At 40.4% G+C, this 21977-nt stretch carries 24 protein-coding genes; 17 read left to right on the plus strand and 7 right to left on the minus strand.

Annotated elements, in window-relative coordinates:
* Nucleotides 1-82 precede the first annotated feature (82 nt).
* From ON01_RS16965 to ON01_RS20260, 8 genes are all read left to right on the plus strand, one after another.
* Nucleotides 83-1345: an argininosuccinate synthase gene (locus ON01_RS16965; RefSeq protein ID WP_010532214.1), complete on the plus strand. Its 1263-nt coding sequence runs from the start codon at nt 83-85 to the stop codon at nt 1343-1345.
* Complete coding sequence (gene argH / locus ON01_RS16970; protein WP_010532215.1) at nt 1342-2745, plus strand: argininosuccinate lyase; 1404 nt, start codon at nt 1342-1344, stop codon at nt 2743-2745. Before ON01_RS16965 ends, argH begins: the two co-directional genes overlap by 4 nt.
* 251 nt (nt 2746-2996) lie before the next feature.
* Nucleotides 2997-3782, plus strand: a complete 786-nt coding sequence (gene sufC, locus ON01_RS16975) for a Fe-S cluster assembly ATPase SufC (protein ID WP_010532216.1) — start codon at nt 2997-2999, stop codon at nt 3780-3782.
* Nucleotides 3783-3799: 17 nt separating this feature from the next.
* Complete coding sequence (gene sufD, locus ON01_RS16980) at nt 3800-5110, plus strand: Fe-S cluster assembly protein SufD (protein WP_010532217.1); 1311 nt, start codon at nt 3800-3802, stop codon at nt 5108-5110.
* Nucleotides 5110-6330, plus strand: a complete 1221-nt coding sequence (locus ON01_RS16985) for a cysteine desulfurase (protein WP_010532218.1) — start codon at nt 5110-5112, stop codon at nt 6328-6330. Before sufD ends, ON01_RS16985 begins: the two co-directional genes overlap by 1 nt.
* Complete coding sequence (sufU, locus tag ON01_RS16990) at nt 6320-6751, plus strand: Fe-S cluster assembly sulfur transfer protein SufU (RefSeq protein ID WP_010532219.1); 432 nt, start codon at nt 6320-6322, stop codon at nt 6749-6751. Before ON01_RS16985 ends, sufU begins: the two co-directional genes overlap by 11 nt.
* Nucleotides 6752-6805: 54 nt before the next feature.
* The gene (gene sufB / locus ON01_RS16995) at nt 6806-8203 is read left to right on the plus strand and encodes a Fe-S cluster assembly protein SufB (protein WP_010532220.1); all 1398 of its coding nucleotides are present in this window, start codon (nt 6806-6808) and stop codon (nt 8201-8203) included.
* A 361-nt stretch (nt 8204-8564) separates the two neighbouring features.
* On the plus strand, nt 8565-8660 hold the full coding sequence (locus tag ON01_RS20260) for a hypothetical protein (protein WP_425357519.1): 96 nt from the start codon (nt 8565-8567) through the stop codon (nt 8658-8660).
* Between the two features lie 198 nt (nt 8661-8858).
* On the opposite strand, the gene ON01_RS20265 is transcribed toward ON01_RS20260, so the two are convergent.
* Nucleotides 8859-8930 (minus strand): FbpB family small basic protein, encoded by a 72-nt coding sequence (locus tag ON01_RS20265; RefSeq protein ID WP_138919831.1) that lies wholly within the window; start codon nt 8928-8930, stop codon nt 8859-8861.
* 462 nt (nt 8931-9392) lie between these two features.
* On the opposite strand from ON01_RS20265, the gene ON01_RS17000 reads away from it, so the two are divergent.
* On the plus strand, nt 9393-9608 hold the full coding sequence (locus tag ON01_RS17000) for a hypothetical protein (protein WP_010532221.1): 216 nt from the start codon (nt 9393-9395) through the stop codon (nt 9606-9608).
* 213 nt (nt 9609-9821) lie between these two features.
* Here ON01_RS17000 and ON01_RS19070 read toward each other — a convergent pair whose 3' ends face one another.
* The 4 genes from ON01_RS19070 to ON01_RS17015 form a co-directional block, all read right to left on the minus strand.
* On the minus strand, nt 9822-10145 hold the full coding sequence (locus tag ON01_RS19070; RefSeq protein WP_083838418.1) for an integrase core domain-containing protein: 324 nt from the start codon (nt 10143-10145) through the stop codon (nt 9822-9824).
* A gap of 220 nt (nt 10146-10365) precedes the next feature.
* Complete coding sequence (locus ON01_RS19080) at nt 10366-10641, minus strand: helix-turn-helix domain-containing protein (protein WP_175284976.1); 276 nt, start codon at nt 10639-10641, stop codon at nt 10366-10368.
* Nucleotides 10642-10736: 95 nt separating this feature from the next.
* A complete protein-coding gene (locus ON01_RS17010; RefSeq protein WP_010532222.1) occupies nt 10737-11048 on the minus strand; it encodes a transposase in 312 nt (103 codons plus the stop codon).
* Between the two features lie 96 nt (nt 11049-11144).
* Nucleotides 11145-12905 (minus strand): IS1182 family transposase, encoded by a 1761-nt coding sequence (locus tag ON01_RS17015; protein ID WP_010532223.1) that lies wholly within the window; start codon nt 12903-12905, stop codon nt 11145-11147.
* Nucleotides 12906-13439: 534 nt separating this feature from the next.
* Here ON01_RS17015 and ON01_RS19695 point away from each other — a divergent pair.
* From ON01_RS19695 to ON01_RS17035, 5 genes are all read left to right on the plus strand, one after another.
* Nucleotides 13440-13586: a hypothetical protein gene (locus ON01_RS19695; RefSeq protein WP_175284977.1), complete on the plus strand. Its 147-nt coding sequence runs from the start codon at nt 13440-13442 to the stop codon at nt 13584-13586.
* Nucleotides 13587-13698: 112 nt separating this feature from the next.
* Nucleotides 13699-14031: a DUF3221 domain-containing protein gene (locus ON01_RS17020; protein ID WP_010532224.1), complete on the plus strand. Its 333-nt coding sequence runs from the start codon at nt 13699-13701 to the stop codon at nt 14029-14031.
* A 277-nt stretch (nt 14032-14308) separates the two neighbouring features.
* A complete protein-coding gene (locus ON01_RS17025; RefSeq protein ID WP_010532225.1) occupies nt 14309-15079 on the plus strand; it encodes a class I SAM-dependent methyltransferase in 771 nt (256 codons plus the stop codon).
* Between the two features lie 109 nt (nt 15080-15188).
* The gene (locus ON01_RS17030; RefSeq protein WP_010532226.1) at nt 15189-15386 is read left to right on the plus strand and encodes a hypothetical protein; all 198 of its coding nucleotides are present in this window, start codon (nt 15189-15191) and stop codon (nt 15384-15386) included.
* A 175-nt stretch (nt 15387-15561) separates the two neighbouring features.
* Nucleotides 15562-16389: a dihydrodipicolinate synthase family protein gene (locus tag ON01_RS17035; RefSeq protein WP_010532227.1), complete on the plus strand. Its 828-nt coding sequence runs from the start codon at nt 15562-15564 to the stop codon at nt 16387-16389.
* Nucleotides 16390-16591: 202 nt separating this feature from the next.
* Here ON01_RS17035 and ON01_RS17040 read toward each other — a convergent pair whose 3' ends face one another.
* Both ON01_RS17040 and ON01_RS17045 read right to left on the minus strand, forming a co-directional pair.
* A complete protein-coding gene (locus tag ON01_RS17040; RefSeq protein ID WP_010532228.1) occupies nt 16592-17002 on the minus strand; it encodes a MerR family transcriptional regulator in 411 nt (136 codons plus the stop codon).
* Nucleotides 17003-17133: 131 nt separating this feature from the next.
* Nucleotides 17134-18489 carry an IS1182 family transposase gene (locus ON01_RS17045; protein ID WP_010532229.1) on the minus strand — a complete coding sequence of 452 codons (1356 nt, stop codon included), beginning with the start codon at nt 18487-18489 and terminating at the stop codon, nt 17134-17136.
* 257 nt (nt 18490-18746) lie between these two features.
* Here ON01_RS17045 and ON01_RS17050 point away from each other — a divergent pair, with 257 nt between their 5' ends.
* From ON01_RS17050 to ON01_RS17060, 3 genes are all read left to right on the plus strand, one after another.
* A complete protein-coding gene (locus ON01_RS17050) occupies nt 18747-19598 on the plus strand; it encodes an aldo/keto reductase (RefSeq protein ID WP_010532230.1) in 852 nt (283 codons plus the stop codon).
* A 94-nt stretch (nt 19599-19692) separates the two neighbouring features.
* Nucleotides 19693-20670 (plus strand): aldo/keto reductase, encoded by a 978-nt coding sequence (locus ON01_RS17055; protein ID WP_010532231.1) that lies wholly within the window; start codon nt 19693-19695, stop codon nt 20668-20670.
* A 577-nt stretch (nt 20671-21247) separates the two neighbouring features.
* On the plus strand, nt 21248-21977 hold a 730-nt coding region (locus ON01_RS17060; protein WP_029329179.1), incomplete at its 3' end, for an IS4 family transposase.

Below are 21977 nucleotides of genomic sequence, written 5' to 3' on the forward strand. Positions count from 1 at the left end.
AAAGCGAAGTGTCTTCGGGCTGCGGGTTAAATAAAACATTCTATATAAAGAGGTCCAAATAAAATCACAAGGAGAGGATACTATGGGGAAAGAAAAGGTTGTTTTGGCATATTCCGGAGGGCTTGATACTTCTGTTGCAGTTAAATGGCTGCAGGACAAATATAATTATGATGTCATTGCAGCTGCAATAGATGTTGGAGAAGGAAAAGATCTCGATTTTGTCAAACAGAAGGCACTTGATGTCGGCGCCGTGAAGTCGTATGTGATCGACGCCAAATCACTGTTTGCTAATGAGTATGTGCTCCCGGCATTGCAGGCCAATTTGTTATATGAAGGAAAATATCCACTTATTTCAGCACTTTCCAGACCGCTGATTGCAAAACTTCTTGTTGACATAGCTGAAAAGGAGGGCGCCACAGCTGTTGCTCATGGATGTACCGGAAAGGGTAACGATCAGGTGCGGTTTGATGTCGCCTTTGCCGGACTAGACCCGAACCTCGACGTTGTCGCACCGGTGCGTGAGTGGTCAATGTCGAGAGAAGAAGAGATTGCATTCGCACAAGAGCACAATATTCCGGTGCCTGTTGGCGTAGATAGTCCGTATAGTATCGATGAAAATTTATGGGGACGGAGCAACGAATGCGGTATTCTGGAAGATCCTTGGGCTGAGCCGCCCAAAGATGCGTACGATCTGACGGCTGACCCAATCGAAGCACCGGATGAGCCTGACGTAATCGAGGTGGCGTTTGAACAGGGTAAACCGGTCTCTCTGAATGGCCAAAAGCTTGAGCTACATGAACTGATCATGTCGTTGAATGAAATAGCAGGCAAACACGGTGTCGGACGGATCGATCATGTGGAAAACCGTCTGGTCGGCATTAAATCAAGAGAAATTTATGAAGCGCCGGCAGCATCTGTGTTGCTAACAGCGCATAAGGAACTGGAATCACTGACATTGACCCGGGAAACATCCCGCTTCAAACCGAATGTCGAGGAAAAATTCGCTCAATCAGTATATGACGGTCTGTGGTATTCACCATTAACAGATGCACTTAAAGCATTCGTAAAAGAAACCCAGAAGTATGTATCCGGTACTGTCAAAATGAAGCTGTACAAAGGACACGTCCATACGCTTGGCCGTAAGTCAGAACAGTCCCTTTACGACTTTAATCTGGCAACCTATAATGCTGATGACGCATTCGATCATGAGGCAGCCAATGGATTCATTAAACTGTGGGGACTCCCGACAAAAGTTCATTCTTCCATTAATGCATCGCATAAGGTGGACAATTCACCGGCAGATATCAAAATCGACAGTGCTGAAAAGGAAACACAGAACCAATGAAACTATGGGGTGGACGATTTACAAAACCAACCAATCAGCTAGTGGATGAATACGCATCGTCCATTCATTTTGATAAAAAACTGGCAAAACATGATATCACGGGAAGTCTTGCGCATGTCAGGATGCTCAAGAAATGCGGCATCGTACCGGATAGTGATGCCGATAAGATAGTTGAAGGGCTCCAAACGGTTGCCGCTAAAATTGAAAAGGGCGAAGCGGAATTAAGTGAAGAACATGAAGATATCCACATGAACGTTGAGAAGCTGCTGATTGATGAAGTCGGCCCGGTTGGTGGTAAGCTGCACACGGGAAGAAGCCGGAATGATCAGGTGGCACTCGATATGCGCCTGTACTTGCGCGAAGTTGTTCTGGAGCTGATTCAATTGCTCACAGATGTTCAAAAGTCAGTGCATAAGCAGGCTGAAGCCAATCTGGACACAATCCTGCCCGGGTATACACATTTACAGCGAGCGCAGCCTGTTCTGTTTGCCCATCATATGCTGGCATATCTGTTCATGTTTCAACGCGATGTGGAGCGGCTCACCGATAGTTTGAAACGGATCAATAAAATGCCGCTTGGTGCGGGTGCGCTCGCAGGAACAACCTTTCCCATCGACCGAGAATATGTTGCCGAAGAACTTCAGTTTGACGGTATATGCGAAAACAGCCTGGATGCTGTCAGCGACCGTGATTTCGTGGTCGAATTTTTATCAGATGCCTCCATTATCGCGATGCATTTGTCGCGGTTGTGTGAAGAAATGGTGCAATGGTCAAGTGCCGAATTTAACTTTATCGAACTCGATGACGCCTTCTGTACGGGGAGCAGCATGATGCCCCAAAAGAAAAACCCAGATGTGGCAGAGCTTGTACGCGGCAAAACCGGCCGGGTTTACGGCAACCTGACCGGAATGCTTACAACATTAAAAGGGCTGCCGCTTGCTTATAACAAAGACATGCAGGAAGATAAAGAAGGCATGTTTGATACAGCAGAGACATTGCGGGGAGCTCTTGCGCTGTTTGCACCAATGATAGAAACGATGCATGTTAAGAAAACCGAGATGTATGAAGCTGTCAGACAGGACTATTCCAATGCCACTGATCTGGCGGACTATCTGACCGATAAGGGAATGACGTTCAGGGAATCCCATGAGGCCGTTGGAAATATTGTGCTGCATTGCCTCAATCAGAAAAAGTACTTGCTAGATCTTTCGCTGGATGAATTTCGTTCGTTTTCTAACGTGATTGAAGAGGATATTTTCGAAGCCCTCAGTCCAGAAGCTGTCGTGAATGCCCGGCAGGCCCCAGGCGGGACGGCAAAGCAAAGCGTGAAAGAGCAGCTTGAAAATGCAGCAGGACTGCTGAAGAAAAATGATGCGTGGTGCGAGGAGAATTCAATATAATAAGCAAAATGCCCGGTAAAAGATCGGGCATTTTTGCGTGTTCTTCATACTTTAGATGATGTAGGCACGTGTATTATAATGGAGAATATGAAAGCTGGTGCTGATGGAATAGTAATCCCTAACTAGATAGTGTCCTGAGAGTTGATATTACTTTTGAAATGATTTAAAATTATAATGAGAATAGATTGAGAATGGATAGTAACATATTCATTTCCAACAATAGCATAATAACAGTAACTGGAGGTATCGATATGGCAGGCTCAACACTAGAGATTAAAAATCTTCATGTTGAAATTGAAGGTAACGAGATATTAAAGGGTGTCAACCTTACGATAAAGGGTGGCGAATTCCATGCGGTAATGGGACCAAACGGAACAGGTAAATCAACATTGGCCTCTGCAATCATGGGCCACCCGCATTATGAAATCACTGAAGGCAGTGTTCTGCTGGATGGTGAAGAAGTACTGGATATGGAAGTGGATGAACGTGCAAAAGCCGGTCTCTTCCTTGGTATGCAGTATCCGAGCGAAATCAGTGGCGTGACAACATCCGACTTCCTGCGCTCTTCCATTAATGCACGCCGTGAAGAAGGTGATGAAATTTCACTGATGAAGTTCATCAAAGAAATGGATGAAGTTCTGGATTATCTGGAAATCGACAAAAACATGGCCCAGCGTTATTTGAACGAAGGATTCTCTGGCGGTGAGAAGAAGCGTAATGAGATTCTGCAATTGATGCTGCTGAAACCGGAGATTGCCATTCTGGATGAGATCGACTCCGGACTTGACATTGACGCGTTAAAAGTTGTTTCAAAAGGGATCAATAAATTACGTGATGATCAATTTGGCTGCCTGATTATTACACACTATCAGCGCCTGCTTAACTACATTACACCGGACAAAGTGCACGTCATGATGCAAGGTCGTGTTGTGAAATCCGGCGGACCTGAACTGGCCGAGCGCCTGGAAGAAGAAGGTTATGACTGGATTAAACAAGAGCTTGGTATTGAAGACGAAAACGTCGAGCAAGAAGTCTAAAAGCGAGGAGGGGTAATATGACTGTAGAAACAAAACTGCCTTACGATAAAGACTATATCACCCAGTTTTCACAGGATAACAACGAACCGGACTGGATGCGCGATTTACGCCTTCAAGCTTTAGAGCAAGCTGACGCGTTGGAAATGCCACAGCCTGACAAGACGAACATAAGCAAGTGGAATTTCAGCAAGTTCAAACATGATGCAGCTAAAGGCGAAAAAATTGCATCACTGGATAAGTTGCCTGAAGATATACAGGATTTTCTTGACAAGGAAAACGCACAGGAAAACCTTTTAATCCAACGCAACCATACTGTTGCATATGCATCGTTAAGCAAAAAGCTCGAAGAAAAAGGTGTCATCTTCACCGACATCTTCACGGCACTGAGAGATCATGAAGATTTGGTTAAACGTTATTATATGAAAGACGCTGTATCCGTTGATGAGCATCGACTTACCGCATTGCATGCAGCACTGATGAACGGCGGAGTTTTCGTCTATGTGCCAAAAAATGTTCAGCTGGAAGAACCGTTGCAGGTCATTTTCTGGCAGGAAGATCCGGAAGTTGCCATGTTCAATCATGTGCTGGTTGTAGCGGATGATAATAGTTCATTGACATATGTAGAAAATTATTTCTCACAAAATCATGAAGAGGAAACAGTGGCCAATATTGTGACCGAAGTGATTGCCGGCAACAATGCCCAAATCTCTTTTGGCGGTGTTGATAACTTTGCAGAAGGCACAACGGGATACATCAACCGCCGAGGTGTCACATACCGTGACGCAAGAATTGAATGGGCACTTGGGCAAATGAACGACGGCAATACGGTCTCTGAAAATGTGACCCACTTGATTGGCGAAAACTCTGGTTCAAATGCCAAAACGGTTTCAGTCGGCCGTGGTAAACAATCCCAAAACTTCACGTCAAAAATCGTTCACTTTGGTAAATTTACCGAGGGTCATATCCTGCAGCATGGTGTTATGAAAGATCAGGCACGATCAATCTTTAATGGCATCGGCAAAATTGAGCACGGCGGTTCAAAATCGAACGCTGAGCAGGAATCACGTGTCCTGATGCTGAGTAAAAACGCACGCGGGGACGCTAACCCGATTCTTCTGATTGATGAGGACGATGTTGAAGCGGGCCATGCCGCATCAGTCGGTCGTGTGGACCCGATTCAGATGTACTATCTGATGAGCCGTGGAATCAGCCGTCATGAAGCAGAACGTCTAGTCATTCACGGGTTCCTTGCACCGGTTGTCAATCAGCTTCCGATTGAATCCGTCAAAACGCAGTTGAGGCAGGTTATTGAAAGGAAGGTATACTAATGGATGTAAACGCCATACGGGAGCAGTTTCCAATTTTGCATCAGGAAGTGAACGGGCATCCCTTGGTATATCTGGACTCATCTGCAACATCACAAAAACCGCTTCCTGTAATTGAAGCTGTCGATGCTTATTACAGAGAAGATAACTCCAATGTGCACCGCGGTGTGCATACATTGGGAACAAGGGCCACTGAGAAATATGAAGGTGCCCGTGAAAAGGTACGGAAGTTCATTAATGCGAAAAGTACAGCCGAGGTTATTTTTACACGCGGCACAACAACATCGATTAACACAGTCGCCTATAGTTATGCGCGCGCCAACCTGAAAGAAGGGGACGAGATTGTGATTACTCCGATGGAACATCACAGTAATCTGATCCCCTGGCAGCAGGCGGCCAAAGCCACAGGGGCAACATTAAAATACGTATCCTTGCAGAATGACGGTACGGTTTCATTGGACGATATCCGTGAAACGGTAACCGGGAATACGAAAGTTGTTGCCATCACGCATGTATCGAACGTTCTCGGGACGATTAACCCTGTTAAAGAAATAGCCGGAATCGCGCATCAAAACGGTGCGGTTATCGTTGTCGACGGTGCGCAGGGAGCTCCGCACATGAACGTTGATGTGCAGGATTTGGATTGTGATTTTTATGCCTTTTCCGGTCATAAAATGGTAGGTCCAACCGGTATCGGAGTACTGTATGGCAAACAGGACCTCCTGGAAGATATGGAACCGTTCGAATTCGGTGGTGAGATGATTGATTTTGTAAACCTTTATGATTCAACATGGAAAGAACTGCCATGGAAGTTTGAAGGTGGAACTCCAATCATCGCAGGTGCTGTCGGACTTGGAGCAGCTATTGACTTCCTGAATGACGTTGGAATGGATAACATCACAGAACACGAACAGAAATTAGCCGACTATACAATGGAAAAATTACGCACAATAGACGGTATCAACATTTACGGTCCGGAAAAGCGTGCAGCACTTGTTACGTTTAACCTGGAGGATGTTCATCCGCATGATACTGCAACCGTGCTTGATGCGGAAGGAATCGCAGTTCGGGCAGGTCATCATTGTGCACAGCCTTTGATGAAATGGCTGGATGTAACCGCAACAGCACGGGCGAGCTTCTACTTGTATAACACAGAAGAAGATGTTGACCGATTAGTCGAGGGACTTTTGAAAACGAAGGAGTATTTTGGCGATGTCTTTTAACAACCTTGATACACTGTACAGACAGGTCATTATGGATCATTATAAAAATCCGAGAAATAAGGGCTCTGTTGACGGAGACGCGCTGACTGTAGATATGAATAATCCGACATGCGGTGACCGGATCCAGCTGCAATTACAGGTTGAAGATGGTGTTGTTCAGGATGCCAAGTTCACCGGTGAAGGCTGCTCCATTAGCATGTCATCCGCATCGATGATGACCCAGGCAGTCAAAGGAAAAAAACTAGATGACGCATTGAATATGTCGAAAGCTTTCTCTGATATGATGCTTGGCGAGGATGTGGATACTGAGGAACTGGATATGGGAGATGTCGAAGCATTACAGGGCGTTTCCCAGTTTCCGGCGCGAATCAAATGTGCAACCCTTGCTTGGAAGGCAATGGAAAAAGGTGTTCAGGAATAGTAGGCAGACATTTGGGACAAATGATAGAAAGAACACTTTAAAGGAGGTATATTCATGGCAAAACAAATGCCAGAACTCGATGGGTACAAATATGGCTTTCATGATAAAGACGTATCGGTTTTTCGTTCCGGAAAAGGGTTGACACGTGAAATAGTTGAAGAAATTTCAAAAATGAAAGAAGAACCACAGTGGATGCTCGACTATCGTCTTAAAGCACTGGAGCAATTCTATAAAAAACCAATGCCACAGTGGGGCGGCGATCTGTCAGAGCTTAACTTTGACGAAATTGTCTATTATGTAAAACCATCAGAAAGAACTGAAAAAACGTGGGATGAAGTTCCCGATGAGATCAAGCAGACTTTTGATAAACTAGGTATCCCGGAAGCCGAACAAAAATACTTGGCGGGTGTATCTGCACAGTATGAATCAGAAGTTGTTTATCACAATCTGAAAGAAGATCTTGAAGAGTTGGGTATTATTTTCAAGGATACCGACACGGCTCTTAAGGAGAACGAAGAGCTATTCAAGAAATATTTCGGCAAGGTTATTCCGCCATCCGATAACAAGTTTGCCGCATTGAACTCAGCTGTATGGTCCGGCGGGTCATTCATCTATGTCCCTAAAGGTGTCGAGGCAAAAACACCACTTCAGGCATATTTCCGGATTAACTCGGAAAACATGGGACAGTTTGAGCGTACCCTGATTATCGCGGATGAAGGGTCTTCCGTACACTATGTGGAAGGCTGTACAGCTCCGGTCTATACAACCAACTCACTGCACAGTGCAGTTGTTGAGATTTTCGTTCATAAAGATGCATACTGTCGTTATACAACTATCCAAAACTGGGCCAATAATGTGTATAACTTGGTTACCAAGCGTGCAACAGCTGGCGCTAATGCGACGATGGAATGGATTGACGGCAACATCGGTTCGAAATTGACAATGAAATACCCATCTGTCCTGTTAAGAGGCGAGGGTGCACGCGGTAACACGTTATCCATTGCGATTGCAGGCCGTGGTCAGCATCAGGATGCAGGTGCGAAAATGCATCACTTAGCACCAAATACGTCATCCAGTATCGTTTCCAAATCAATTTCCAAGCAGGGCGGTAAAGTCACCTATCGCGGGATCGTTGATTTTGGACGTAAAGCTACTGGTGCCCGTTCGAACATTGAATGTGATACGTTAATCATGGATAATGAATCGACATCCGATACGATTCCATATAACGAAATCAACAATGACAATATTTCATTGGAGCACGAAGCCAAGGTTTCCAAAGTTTCAGAGGAGCAGCTCTTCTACCTAATGAGCAGGGGTCTTGGTGAAGAGGAAGCAACGGAAATGATTGTCATGGGCTTCATCGAGCCATTCACGAAAGAACTTCCAATGGAATACGCAGTTGAAATGAACCGCCTGATTAAGATGGAAATGGAAGGTTCTATTGGTTAATACTTTAAAAACCCAGTCATATCAATGGATATGACTGGGTTTTTTTACAGAAATATTATTTCATGCCTAAATTGTGCCTAATCCAGATAAATGTTAATTCGATTTTAGAAAAACAACGTGATGATACATGGCAGTCATAGCAATGGGTGGTTATTTTGTTGATTTGAAATAAAGTTTGGTAATTCATAAAAAAGCGAAACATTTCATTTATGGTAAGAAAAATATGTTCTGTTAGACTAGCCTGATTTTTGTTATAATAGGATTTGTACAATAAGGCTTTCATGGGTGGTGGCTCACGCCCCTTTATATGTTTTTGAGAAAGGGAGTGATGCTGACGACGGTATTCGAAACACTGATCTTGATGATTTCCTTCGGAACATTAATCATAGCTATACTGTCAAACCAAAAAAATAACCACCCTGTAAGCCTGACAAGCGTAGGGTGGTCCTTTTTTTGACCCACGTGAGTCGCCCCCTTGAAGGGCTGTTGTGCATGACCTTTAGTGTATCAGCACTAACGGTCACTTTTATTTTATGTGATATGTCCTATTTTTATTATACCCGAAGTACGCTGAAATGAAAACTGTAAAATGATACAAGTTTTCTGCATATCATAGAGAATGAAAAAACTCGGCAGGACTTACACTCGCTGAAGTTTAAAATTGCGTTGTATATTTTTCATCTATTTTTTGCTCGATTACCTTCAATGCTACTTTATCATTGAGCAATCCTTTTTGTTTTGGTTAACAAGTTCCTCAATGCTGGTCTGTGCTCGCATAGTTTTTTCACATCCCTTATCATACTATTTCAAATTATATTATAGTACAAAAACTTCCTTGCTAAAACGATTAATTATAACAAATATGTGAAAATTCATCTTTTAAGTTGTGCATATATGATAACGTTTGATTGAACTACTATGTCAGCATACCATTCTTTTGAATTAAAAGTGTTTTCTTGTTGTAGATTCTTTCAAGACTTTATGGTATTTTATGTTAAACTAATTGTAAGAATTATGAAGCAATGAACTTAAACAAACATGTAGTTCTGTTGAAGAATGTGTTAACTTTATTCCATTAATACGAACGGGCGCACTTCCGGAATAATGAACAGCGCCTAATTTGCTATTGTCAGGCCTGATAGTCGAATAAATAGATCGAATAGAAATTACATTTGAAAGAGGGTTGTTAATGGATCTAATAGAAGTTCTGAACTTAATAATCATTGCAGTAATTGTTATGGCAATATTCACCACATTTTTGCTTGTTTTTGCCTTAAGGTTCGCTAAGTCATCAAATAAGCGAACTAATGAATTGATGGCAATGCGAAAAGAAAACTTGGAAATACAAAAAGAGATTTTAAGCGAAATTAAGGAGTTAAGGAGAACTTCGCGGATTAACCCCTGAATTTTGGACAAATACACTCTTAAACTAGCTCAGACTTAAAATTCTTCTATTTTCATAGATTAGCTCCTTCTTTTGTCCCTTTCAAGATGATAGCCAATGCTTCCATTCCACCAAGGATAAAGGCTTTGCCCTTCGCTTACGCTCAGCCCTTGATTCCATTCCAGAATTGGCTGATTTCAGGGCAGGGACAAAACGAAGAAAAATGGAAGGGGGTTAAACCCGAATGTCTTTGATGCCAGTCTCACCACTTTTTTGCAGCTCATAAAATTCCTTTGGCGTCAGGTCCAGAATACTTGAATGAATGCGTCGATTGTTATAAAAATCCATAAAGTCAATAATGGCCTTGTATGCTTCCCCATATGTTTCAAACTCACTTCCTGAGAGGCAGTCATCTTCCAGTATACGGTGAAATGACTCGATATGGGCATTTATATTTGGTGTCTTTGGCGGAATCCTTTCGTGTTCCATTTCATAGGCGACACAGGATTTCTCAAATGTATTCGAAATAAACTGTGGACCGTTATCCGTTCGGATCACAGGCTTTTCCTGGTTTCAAATTGTTGCCTTTTTAACAGTGCCCTGTTCAGAATGTGCACGATATTTTCAGCTGTGCATTCAAGTCCAACATGGTAGGCCATAATGGACCTGTCGTAGATATCGATAAGCGAACAGATGAAGAAAAATCGGTCTTCTCCCGAATATAACCGTATTTGATATCGGCCTCCCAGAGCTGATTGGATGCCGTCACAACCCGATTTCATGCCAATTTCCTTGGATATTTGATCCGTTTTCTTTTCTGTGGGCGTAGAATATCCAGCTCTTTACATAGGCGATACACCTTCTTTTTATTGATTTCAACCTTATAAATACGCCGGAGCATTTTGGTCAGTTTACGATAGCCGAAATTACTATATTCACCAGCTATAAGCTCTAGTAAAAACTCTTTTATTTGTTCATCAGGAACTTTTTTCCTGTTCTGATCGGTGGAGTATCCTGGTGCTGGACGTCCCTCACTTACTTTTTTCTCTTCCACCCGGTAAGATTTGCGATGATAATAGGTGGAATGAGGTATATCAAGTATTTTCAATACTAATGTAATGGTATAACCCTTTCGTATCCATTTATCAGCTACTTCAATTTTTTCAGTAAGTGAGGGTTTTTCTTTTTTATAAGATCCTTTAAAACGGCAATCTCAAGGTCTTTTTCACCCAAAAGCTGCTTTAATTGGTCATTTTCGTTGGAAAGCTGTTTCGTATCAAGATCAGGTGCTGATGAAACATCGACATCACCCAATTTACCGTCTTTATACTCACGAACCCAACGCCCAACCATATTGGCATTTAATTCATAACGGCGTGCAACCACGGATGGCTTTCCTGTTTCCATGGCTTCTTTGACAGCCTGTACTTTAAATTCTTTTGAGTATCTTGTTTGTTTCATAAAGCTTCCTCCTTGGTACATAAGCAGTATAGTAAATCACACTCTTATTGTCCAAGTTCATTAAGGGGCTTATGAGAGAGAGTCTCTTCTACTCGACTAGTTAAATAATAAAATTAAAAGCATATACGAATGATTACTGAGTTCTTGCCGTACTGGGTTATTTTTTTGTATAACAAAAAGAGGCTGGGACATAACTGTCAAAAATGACTTAAAAAAGGTTCCAATCATCAATTTTTGATGGTTGGAACCTTTTTGATTTGAATGATTGTTATCATCTAAGGTAGGATTTGTCTTCTCGGCGGTGTACTTTCTCAAGTTTACCGCCATGAATGCAAATCCTAATTCATTTTCCACGTTGTCTTGTCCCCTTACAGACATACGTGTGAAACGCAAATTAGCCTTCAGAAATCCGAAGACTGGTTCCACATCGATTTTACGTTGTCCGTAAATTTCGCCAGTTTCTTCTTCCGAAAGCTTCCGCCTCGTATAAGCTTTTTGATTTTCCCACTTCTCATTATAATAAATTTTCCGGTTATTGCCTTCTTTTGCTTTGGTACATTGAGATCGTAACGGACAACCGGAACAGTCTTCGCACTCATAAACTTTAAATGTTCGTGTATAACCATATCGGTCTGTTCGATTGGATATATAACGGAATGTCAGTTTTTGACCATTCGGACAGATAAACGTATCATTTTCCTCATTATATTCCCAATTAGCGGAATGGAAAGGGTTATTTCTGTATTTCTTTTTCTTTTCTTTTCGATATTGGTTATAGGTGATCAGGGGCGTGCGTTCCCTGTTCTCGAGGACGTCTTCGTAATTTTGTTCACTGCCATAGCCTGCGTCAGCCACGATATACTTAGGCAGCTCAAAGTAACCTTCCTCAATGTGATCCAGGAAAGGAACGAAAGTACGTGTATCTGTCGGGTTTGGGAATACATCATAAGCGAGCGCATATTGACCTTCTGTCGCAAGCTGCACATTATAACCTGCTTTCAGTTGGCCATTCCTCATATGGTCATCTTTCATGCGCATAAACGTGGCATCATGATCCGTTTTTGAATAACTGTTGCGTTCTCCAAAGATTTCCATGTCCTGTTGGTATTTCTGTTTGCGCACGACAAAGTCCCTGAACCGTTTGCGGTATTGTTTCGGCGCTTTACGTTCGGAACGAAGCTGTTTCCGTTCGCTTCCTTTTTCACGTGCTTCAATCTCTTTGTCATACGCTTCGACTTTCTCATCCAGTTTCTCGGCTATTTGCCTGAGTTCATCAGTGGATAATTCGTCCTCGCTTTCCCGTTCGATCTCCGGGATAATTTCGTTTGCCAGCAATTCATCATACATTTGATTGGACTTCTCCACCAATTTGGCGCTGTATTTCTCTATTGCTTTCCGCCAAACAAATGTGTATTTATTGGCATTCGCTTCAATCTTAGTCCCGTCGATAAAAATCGCTTCTTCATCAATCTGTTTTTCCTGTACAAGCTGGCAGCGGAATTGGACGAAGCACTGACGCAGTATCTCTTTAACCTCTGGATGCACACGAAATCGATTGATGGTGCGATACGTTGGTTCATATCCCTGAGCCAGCCACATCATACGGACACTGTCATGTAGTAATCCTTCGATCTTTCTGCCGGAGAAAACAGATTGCGTGTAAGCACATAAAATAATCTTCATCATCATGCGCGGATGATAAGCTGGACAGCCTGTGTCACGCCGGAAACCTGTGAAGGCATCATTCGGGATAGTTTCCACGACTTCATTGACGGCATAGGCAATATCATTTTCCTCTATTTTTATTTCTAAATCTAAAGGCAAAACCACTTGATTCATGTTATAATGTTTAAACATAAGGATCCCTCCGATGGTTATGGTGTGGTTACTTTAATTTTATCAGAGGCGATCCTTTTTGTTTACTAAAAAATAAACGATAATATAAAAAAAGCGTGGTATCTCACCTAAACGGTAAGTACCACGCTTCTTTTATATTTACTGGGTTATGTCCCAACCTCAAATTAATCTACATTTAAGAATGGAATAAATTAAAATTCATGACTTTTATACTTATAACAGTTTGTGATATACGGCATTTTCGGATTGTTTACAAGCTTCTTACAGTAATCTTCCTGCACGCTAAATCGTTCCCCTGTATCCATATTTTCTGCTATATGTTCCTCGCTTTCATCTCTTGTACTATCCCAACGATAGTGTATAAGTTCACCGTTAAATTGGAATTCAGTAATTATTGGGTCTCCATACTGTGAAAAATGGGTAACTGAACGGTAGTGATGTATAAGGAAGAGCATTTCGAAAAAAGAAGAGATCGCTGCAGCTTATATTTGAAAAACTCACAAAGAAAATTTTGAAAAGGAAGGAGCAGACATTTTGAACAAGAAGACCTATATTTACAATATTACATTGACTAACGGCGAATTGCTCAAAAACATACGGAGTAAAGGCGGATCGCTTCAACTCAGGTTTAATGGTATCGGAACAAGTTTTGTCCCTGTGGATCAAAGTGGAATTGGTTAACATTGAAGAATAGGACTGTTTTGCTTTTATTGGGCGCAAATCTGGAATAAGAATTAGCGCCAATGCTGAAAAAGAGCCATTTTGCATAACTTTATGTTATGAGGTGGAATCAATGTGGAAAAAAATTAAATGTACTGTGTTCGCAATTGTATTAGTCGGCTTATTATCTGCGTGTAGTTCCTCTAATGCCGACAAAACAGATGGTAATGAGACAAAAGTAACTTTTACAGGAACCATTGAAAAGATAATGGATCAAAACGTTGCTATTGTAACAATAGAAGAGGGCAAAATACTTAAATCAGGACAAGAAGTGAGTGTGAATCTTTCAGTTGCCAATAATACAACGTTTCAAATTGGCGATAAGATTAGAGTCGGATATGATGGTAAGGTTAGAGAAAGCTACCCACTTGGAATTAATACAACTTTTGTAGAATTGATTAATTGAGGCTTGTTAAGTTAACGGATGCAAGAAACGAACAAGATTGTGCACCTATAAAATTATAAATTATTGGATCTTGGCCTCCTCCATCTGGTGGTGATACTTGGTAGCCAATAATTTATCGTTAAAGTCTTGAAATTTATACGATAGGGCGCCTATCTGGAATAACGATTAGCGCCCGTACTGTACATAAGGGTGCAAGAAACGAATAAAACTTGTGTTTTTTCTTAATTTGTTGGGCTATGTTGTGGAATAATAAATTTCAAAAAAGGTGGAATAAGAAATGAGCGATCATAATGAGCAAGTCATACATCAATTTAAAAAACAAGCACAAGGGTTTTCTAACAAAAATCTATCTCTGAGCAATGATCAATACATTCAGTGGATTTTATCGAGTATACCTTTAAACAAAAGTCATTCTGTACTGGATGTTGCTGCAGGAACCGGAATTGTTAGTCGGGCTATGGCTCCTTTCGTATCTCAAGTTACATCTTTGGATCTCTCACCTGATATGATTCGTCAAGGGAATCAGGAAAACAAGCAACATCAAATATCCAACATCCAATTTGTTCAGGGTTCAGCTGAAAATCTGCCCTTTGAAGATGATTCGTTTGATATTGTGGTTTGTCGGCTCGCTTTTCACCACTTTACCGATCCCTATAAGGTTTTTCGCGAGATGGTTCGATGCGGGAAAAGAGGAAGTACTATCGCTGTGATCGATATGATTTCTCCAAAGGAATCCGAATTAAATCAGTCCTATAATCAATATGAAATTCTCAGAGACCCTTCCCACGTTAAGGCATTAACAAGGGAAGAATTAATAAATATGTATAAAACAAGCGGTATAAGCATTCTTTCGAGTGAAGCCTTGCAGGTAGAAAAAAGTGTTGAGGATTGGTTGGCATTGACGAAAACTGATGATGACACCAGTTCCAGAATTGTGGGAGATTTAAAGAATGAATTGTCCGGTGGTAAAGAGACAGGGTTATTTCCCTTTTATAAAGAAGATGAGCTTATGTTTTACCATACCTACTTCAAAATCATCGGAAAGTAATAGACAATCTGGCGTGAATCAGGAATAAGGATTTGCGCCAATGCTGCATCATAGGGCCAGATTGTTTAATAAAATATAAGTGAATAGTAATCATAATTGAGGTGATATTGTGGGGTTTTGGTATTTACTATTATTCTTGATAGGTATTGTTTTTATTATTGTAGGTGTCACCAAAAAAGGAGTTTCTGGAGAAGTTAAGGCAGTTATTATGCTGTTTGTTATTGGAGTTTTATTTATTGTTGGTTCAGTAATCTTATTGATGCCTGGTAGTTCTGATGTTATTGCTGATCTTTTAAAACTGTCTTAAAACAATCGGGAGCTTAACTTGAATAAGGGATTAGCGCCTGTTTCCTTTTCAGGGGTTTAGCTAAAGCTTATTTGAAACAAATATTAGCTTATTTTTATGAAAATTCATTGAATTTAATATCTGGTTTTGAAATAATTGGTATTATTAAATGGTTTTTTTAAAAGGGGATAACATAATGCTAACAGAAAAGGTTCATATTGCCGCGCCAACAGCTTTTTTTGAAGATGAATCTTTAAATATTCAAGGGACAATAAACCATATAAGAGACCTGTATAAACAAGGAGTAAAATCTGTTCTTGTCTCTGGGACTACTGGAGAACAGCACAGTTTAAACTTTCAGGAGAAAATTGAAATAATAAACGGTTTAGAACTGGAAGAAGAACTTATTAGTAATATGGAAATAATATTTGGTGTGGCTTCAATTAGACAGAAAGAGGCAGAGGAAATAGCTGAAAAGATTCGACACACAAAAATATCCGGTATCATGGTTGGGTATCCACCGTATGTTATACCGACACAAGAAGAAGCATTTATTTATACAAAGAGGATTATCCATCTTAGTAATAAACCTACAATTTTATATAACAATCCAAAAAGAACTGGATTTGATTTATCAGAAAAGAGTATTATTCAATTAAGTAAGATAAACTTAGTGGTTGGAATAAAAGATCCTGGCAATAAAGAAAAAATTGAACGCATAAAAAAAGGTACACATAGAAACGATTTCTATTTTTATGCTGGTGGAGAAGTGGATTTAGAAGAAAAAGTATTACATGGATATGATCGCCTTTCTTCCATTGCCGGGAATGTTTCCCCGACAGAAATTAGTCAATGGTTTCAAAAAATGCTTCTGAAGCAAAAAGTAAGTAAACGAGAAAGAGAAAAAATAGAAAATATTATGGAAGATGTTTATCAAGGGAACGCTATTGTGAATCTGAAAAAAACTATTAATCATAAGGGTATTCCAATGGGGATTTGCAGGAGTCCAATAGGAAATATTTGATTCGATAGAATATATAAGTTACTTCCACAATACGATCGGGCGCGCTAATCGAATAGTGTGTCCTTCTGAATAGCAGATTGCGGAAGAAGGGTTTATTACGTTAGATATTTTTTCATGTTTAAAGAGTGATTCGTTTATGTTAGAAATCGACTCTTTTAGATGGCTAATAGAAGATAAAAAAGATGAAACTCTTGCGTAATGCCTAGCGTATTTTATTGTTATGCCACTTCCCGGGATTCATGTCATCCGAGATCTTATGATTAATAATGTCCATGTAATGACTGGCTTTATCCTCCATATATTTGGCTTTTTGTTTCGCTTCTTCTAACTGATCCATAGCATTAGCTTTTTGTTTCATAATGATGTCATAGCGTTCTTCAATGGTAGCGTCTCCTTGCAAACACAAATCGACATAGGCTTTGATATCTTCCACGGACATGCCGCATTGCTTTAGGTATTTGACTCCTGTAAGCCAATTGATGGATTCGTCATCAAAAAGACGATGATTGTTCTTGTCACGTTTTATACTGGGAACTAACCCCTTATCTGTATAGTAGCGAACAGTATGTTCAGTAAGGTCAAGGAATTTAGCTACTTCCCATACCGAATACATTTGAAATCCTCCCTCAATAAATTAAGATTTTTTTAGAATTCCGAATCAATTTCATAATAGCTCTTTTTAAAAACACAAAGACCTGCAGAATTTTTAAAATGGATTTTTTAAAAATTCCTTTAAACAGCTTGCTAGGCAGCCTGTTGTTGGTTTAGCTTCGCATTAATACGATCTGCAGCTAGTTTTGAAGCATTATACATCAAGGTAACGATATCAAAATGAACTTTGGCTCGTTTTCCTGTACGATGACGAACATTGTTGAGTTGAAAAAACTCCTTTAAATACGCATTGACACGCTCAACTGCCGAACGACGTTTGTAGATGTCATTCCAAGCTTTGGAACCCCGGGCTGGCGCTGTGTATCGTCTGAGATCTTTGGTGATTTTCATCTTGAACACTTTTTGGCATATGCCTTCATTGGCTAAAGGGCAGTCTTTACATTCCTTCGGGCTAGTATATTTTAGGGTTTCATACCTGGCGTCATAACTATCATAACGATATGAATGCTCACGGAAACACGTCGGGGCAAAATGTTTATCAAATCCAATCGGTTCCGATTCATTGCGTTTGTTATAGGCAATAATGGATTGCTGACCCATCTGATATACTTGCTTATATATTGGCTCAAAGTCATAACCGGCATCCATTGTCTGATAACGCAAGTTTGGAAGAGGCAAATGTCCATCAATTCCTTTCAGTAATGGAATCGCAGCTTTTCCGTCGTTCAGATTTCCGGATGAAAAAAGGGATTGTAAAATATATTGACTCGATGCACCGACAGCCAGATGACCTTTATAACCAAACCAGGATTCATTTTTGCCTTCACTGTTCTTCTTGACGCCCCATTGGGGATCCCAGGGAACTTCATCAAGAAGTTCGGTTAAGGAAGCGTCCAATTGGGCTACAATTCGCTTGTCATAAAGTGCCATGTTAGCTTCTTTTTCAGCTTGTTCCTTCAGCCACTGATCACGCTCTTCCTTGGATTTGCGGCCGCGCTTTTTTGGTTCCGGCTTTGACTTTTCTTGTTTAGGCGGTGCCTGATCGCGTGCTTCGAAGTGGGTTGCATCGATGGCGACTGTGTCATCAACGATAAAACCTTCCGCAATGGCTTGAAGGATAACTTTTTCCTGTGCTTTTTCCAAAGCATTTGATTCGCTCAGCTTCGCTAAAAGCCGGGAATAGGAAGCTTCAGAAGGAATACTGTCAGAAACCAGGAATCCGCAATTCAATTTGAAGGCAATGTCGTCATTTAGGCGCTTTATCAAGTCTTTCATGGTTGGGATACGTTCAACATAACGAATGAAAATGGAAATAACCATCGCTGCATAATTTAGCTCTTCAGGCGCACCAAGTCGCGATTTTTTAGTGATTTCGTGATAAATGGCATCCAAATCAATTGCGGAAATGATGGCCTCATATTTTTGGGTAGGTTCCATTTCATATAATTCTTGGATGCCAAATAAGCTCGTTTGTCGTATAATGGTCATAGGGAGTACTCCTCCAATCTTTATGGATGTTTTAGTCAACTACCATTATACAAGATTTGGGGAGGTACTTCCTTTTTTATGTCTGCGAGCCCTTGCGAGATAAGGGCTAAGAATTATGAAATTCATTCATTCCAATAAAAAATTTATTATAACCTCTTGCCTTCGTGCCACACGAAGGTGATAAGTTAATCATAGTTCAGGTTGCTGAAATTGTAAAGGCAACTTGGTATAAAATTAAATTTTTAGGAGGAACAGTGATGCAAAAAGTGATTTTAAACAATGGTGTTGAGATGCCTATAATCGGCTTTGGAGTTTTTCAGATAGAGGATGCACATATTTGCGAACAAGCAGTCTATGATGCAATTGAAGCAGGATATCGTTTAATTGATACAGCTTCTGCCTATTTGAATGAAGAAGCAGTCGGCAGAGCAATCAAAAGGAGCGGTGTTCCAAGAGAAGAATTATTTATCACAACTAAGCTAATCATCCAAGAGCAAGGATATAAAGAAGCAAAAGAAGCATTTGAAAAATCTTTAAGACGTCTTCAAGTAGATTATTTAGACTTATATCTTGTGCATCAGCCACTAGGAGATTACTATGGCTCATGGAGAGCGTTAGAGGAATTATACAAAGAAGGGAAAATACGAGCTATTGGTGTCAGCAATTTTTATTCTGATCGTTTAATTGACCTCATTCAACACAATGATGTTGTTCCAGCAGTTAATCAAGTAGAAACCCACCCCTTTACTCAGCAAACTGATAGCCAAAAGATTATGAAAGAGTATAACGTACAAATCGAGTCATGGGGACCTCTAGCTGAAGGAAAAAATAACATTTTTGAAAATGAAAAGTTACTTGAGTTGGCACATAAATATGGTAAAAGCGTAGCACAAGTCATTTTGCGTTGGCTTGTTCAAAGAGATACTGTAGTGATTCCGAAATCTGTTCATAAAGACAGGATTATTGAAAACATCGATATTTTTGATTTCGAACTTGACAATAATGATATGAAACAGATTAGTACTTTAGATACAGGTAAAAATTTAATCGTTAACCACCGTGACCCTGATTTAGTCAAAGGATTTGGCACGATAAAATATGACATTTAATATTTTTGATCATGCAAAAACCCGTTTTCTATAAAAATTATAATTCTACATGGACCGTACAGTGTACGTATTCAAATAAGAAAGGATGAGGGAGATGCAAAAACGTTTTTTGAGAGATTTAGAGGTTTCATCAATTGGCTTTGGTTGTATGGGTTTTAGTCACGGGTATGGCAGCGGTCCAGACAAACAAGAGTCCATTCAATTGATTCGAGGAGCCTATGATTTGGGCTGTACCTTTTTTGATACAGCCGAAGTATATGGGAACGGCCACAATGAAGAACTAGTCGGGGAAGCTTTAAATCCTATAAGAGATAACGTTGTCTTAGCAACAAAATTGTTTATTGATAGTGAAACAGAAGCTAATTCTATCGAACAATTAGAACAAAGTATACGTAAACACTTAGATGCTTCATTAAAAAGACTGGGCACTGATTATGTTGATCTCTATTATCAGCATCGAGTAAACAAAGACATTCCTGTCGAAGATGTTGCGCATGTTATGGGTAAATTAATCGATGAAGGCAAAATACGAGGCTGGGGTCAATCCCAATCTACAGAGGAAGAAATTAGACGGGCACACGCTGTCACACCACTAACTGCTATTCAAAGTGAATATTCTATCATGGAGCGGATGTTTGAAAAAGATGTCATTCCTGCCTGCGAAGAACTGGGTATCGGATTTGTTCCATTTTCTCCTTTGGCAAGTGGATTTTTATCTGGTAACATCAGCAAAGATACGAAATATACGGGGGATGATGTAAGAAGAGTTATCACCCGTTTTGATCCAGAAAGTGTGGAAGCAAATCAGCCGTTGTTAGATCTTCTTACGCAGTTTGCAGAAGCAAAAGAAGCTACACCTGCGCAGGTATCTCTGGCCTGGATGCTTCATAAAGGAGATTTTATTGTGCCTATTCCTGGTTCGCGAAAGCTAGAGCGAATTCAGGAAAATCTAGGCGCAGCTGAAGTCGAGCTTACGGAGGAAGAGTACAATCAAATTGAGGAAGAACTTTCAAACGTTGAAATTCATGGTAACCGGACAGATGAAGACATTGCCAAGTTAAATGATCTTTAGGGTTGAGCTTAAGCATATTTATTTAATAGACGAAGAAGGCATGTCCAGCGCGAACATGCCCTTCTTTTGTTTTTGCAGCGCAATGATTTTTTATAAAATAGGAAGAAGAGCATATACAACAATACGATCGGGCGCACTTCCAGAATAAAGGGGAGCGCCCAATTTGCCATTGTAGGGCCATTTAATTGAATAAAGGTATAGTATCAGTGAAGCCGTCACTACGGGTAAAGTAGATGATTGTTATTCAAATGCCTTTTGATATGATTGTTTTCCCAGATGAATGATAAATAAAAATAAAAGAATTTCTTTAAATAGCGAACAACCGCATTTCTCACTGTGAAATTACGGTTGTTTAAAATAGTAGTTTGTTATTATGTCATTGAATAGATGTGATATTTAAGTGTGGTAAACTTTCCCCCGCATTAAGAATATATATTGCATCACTAGCGTTGCATAAATAATAAAAGAAAATTGATAATCTTGTTAATTATCCAAAATATAGGTTTCTGGGTATAAAAAATCCTTTATAATGGAATTGGTGGTTGTTGTCCAAATCCAAAATAAAGGAACTCAGAATATGGACAATCATACACGATTATCATCATTTGGTAAATGGGTTGCACCCATTAATATTGAAAAACTTACAGAACAAATTATGCAAACTGGGCAAGATCGCTATACGAAAAAGTTTACGACTTATTCGTATATCAAATTGTTATTGTTGTCCCACCTGGAAGAGGTGGAAAGCTTACATGCGATGAGTGATACACTTTTTGATGACGACGTTCAACAGGAATTGGGACTGGATTCAATTAGTGTTTCCCAATTGTCACGAAAACACCGTACTGTTGACCCCAATTTGTTGGCAGCCATCTTTTATCAATTAGTTGATCAAATACGTCATTCTCAACCAGGTCGAACAGTTATGCCCGTGAAAATCATTGATTCGAGCACAATGCCATTAAACCTGACGAATCACCCATGGGCTACCTTTCGTAAAACGAAAGGCGGCGTCAAACTGCACTTGCGGTTGGTATTCATGGAAAATGGTTCTTCCTATCCGGAATACGCCAACATCACGACGGCCAACGAACACGATCGTAACCAATTAGAAGTGTTGATGGATGACAAGGAAGCCACTTACGTATTTGATCGTGGTTACATAGATTATGAGCGTTTTGACCGCATGACGGACGACGGTTATTTCTTCGTCTCCCGGTTGAAGAAAAACGCGATTACACGGACAATCACTTCCTTTGAAGTGGAACAGAGTTCCACGGTTGTAACGGATCAAATGGTAGCTGTCG

Source organism: Lentibacillus jeotgali, from assembly GCF_000224785.1.
Taxonomy (GTDB): domain Bacteria; phylum Bacillota; class Bacilli; order Bacillales; family Amphibacillaceae; genus Lentibacillus; species Lentibacillus jeotgali.

Bases quoted from the DNA above. Each gene is read 5' to 3' on its own strand.
- ON01_RS16965 (WP_010532214.1), top strand. From the start codon at position 83: ATGGGGAAAGAAAAGGTTGTTTTGGCATATTCCGGAGGGCTTGATACT.
- argH (WP_010532215.1), top strand. From the start codon at position 1,342: ATGAAACTATGGGGTGGACGATTTACAAAACCAACCAATCAGCTAGTG.
- sufC (WP_010532216.1), top strand. From the start codon at position 2,997: ATGGCAGGCTCAACACTAGAGATTAAAAATCTTCATGTTGAAATTGAA.
- sufD (WP_010532217.1), top strand. From the start codon at position 3,800: ATGACTGTAGAAACAAAACTGCCTTACGATAAAGACTATATCACCCAG.
- ON01_RS16985 (WP_010532218.1), top strand. From the start codon at position 5,110: ATGGATGTAAACGCCATACGGGAGCAGTTTCCAATTTTGCATCAGGAA.
- sufU (WP_010532219.1), top strand. From the start codon at position 6,320: ATGTCTTTTAACAACCTTGATACACTGTACAGACAGGTCATTATGGAT.
- sufB (WP_010532220.1), top strand. From the start codon at position 6,806: ATGGCAAAACAAATGCCAGAACTCGATGGGTACAAATATGGCTTTCAT.
- ON01_RS20260 (WP_425357519.1), top strand. From the start codon at position 8,565: ATGATTTCCTTCGGAACATTAATCATAGCTATACTGTCAAACCAAAAA.
- ON01_RS17000 (WP_010532221.1), top strand. From the start codon at position 9,393: ATGGATCTAATAGAAGTTCTGAACTTAATAATCATTGCAGTAATTGTT.
- ON01_RS17010 (WP_010532222.1), bottom strand. From the start codon at position 11,048: ATGAAACAAACAAGATACTCAAAAGAATTTAAAGTACAGGCTGTCAAA.
- ON01_RS17015 (WP_010532223.1), bottom strand. From the start codon at position 12,905: ATGTTTAAACATTATAACATGAATCAAGTGGTTTTGCCTTTAGATTTA.
- ON01_RS17020 (WP_010532224.1), top strand. From the start codon at position 13,699: ATGTGGAAAAAAATTAAATGTACTGTGTTCGCAATTGTATTAGTCGGC.
- ON01_RS17025 (WP_010532225.1), top strand. From the start codon at position 14,309: ATGAGCGATCATAATGAGCAAGTCATACATCAATTTAAAAAACAAGCA.
- ON01_RS17035 (WP_010532227.1), top strand. From the start codon at position 15,562: ATGCTAACAGAAAAGGTTCATATTGCCGCGCCAACAGCTTTTTTTGAA.
- ON01_RS17040 (WP_010532228.1), bottom strand. From the start codon at position 17,002: ATGTATTCGGTATGGGAAGTAGCTAAATTCCTTGACCTTACTGAACAT.
- ON01_RS17045 (WP_010532229.1), bottom strand. From the start codon at position 18,489: ATGACCATTATACGACAAACGAGCTTATTTGGCATCCAAGAATTATAT.
- ON01_RS17050 (WP_010532230.1), top strand. From the start codon at position 18,747: ATGCAAAAAGTGATTTTAAACAATGGTGTTGAGATGCCTATAATCGGC.
- ON01_RS17055 (WP_010532231.1), top strand. From the start codon at position 19,693: ATGCAAAAACGTTTTTTGAGAGATTTAGAGGTTTCATCAATTGGCTTT.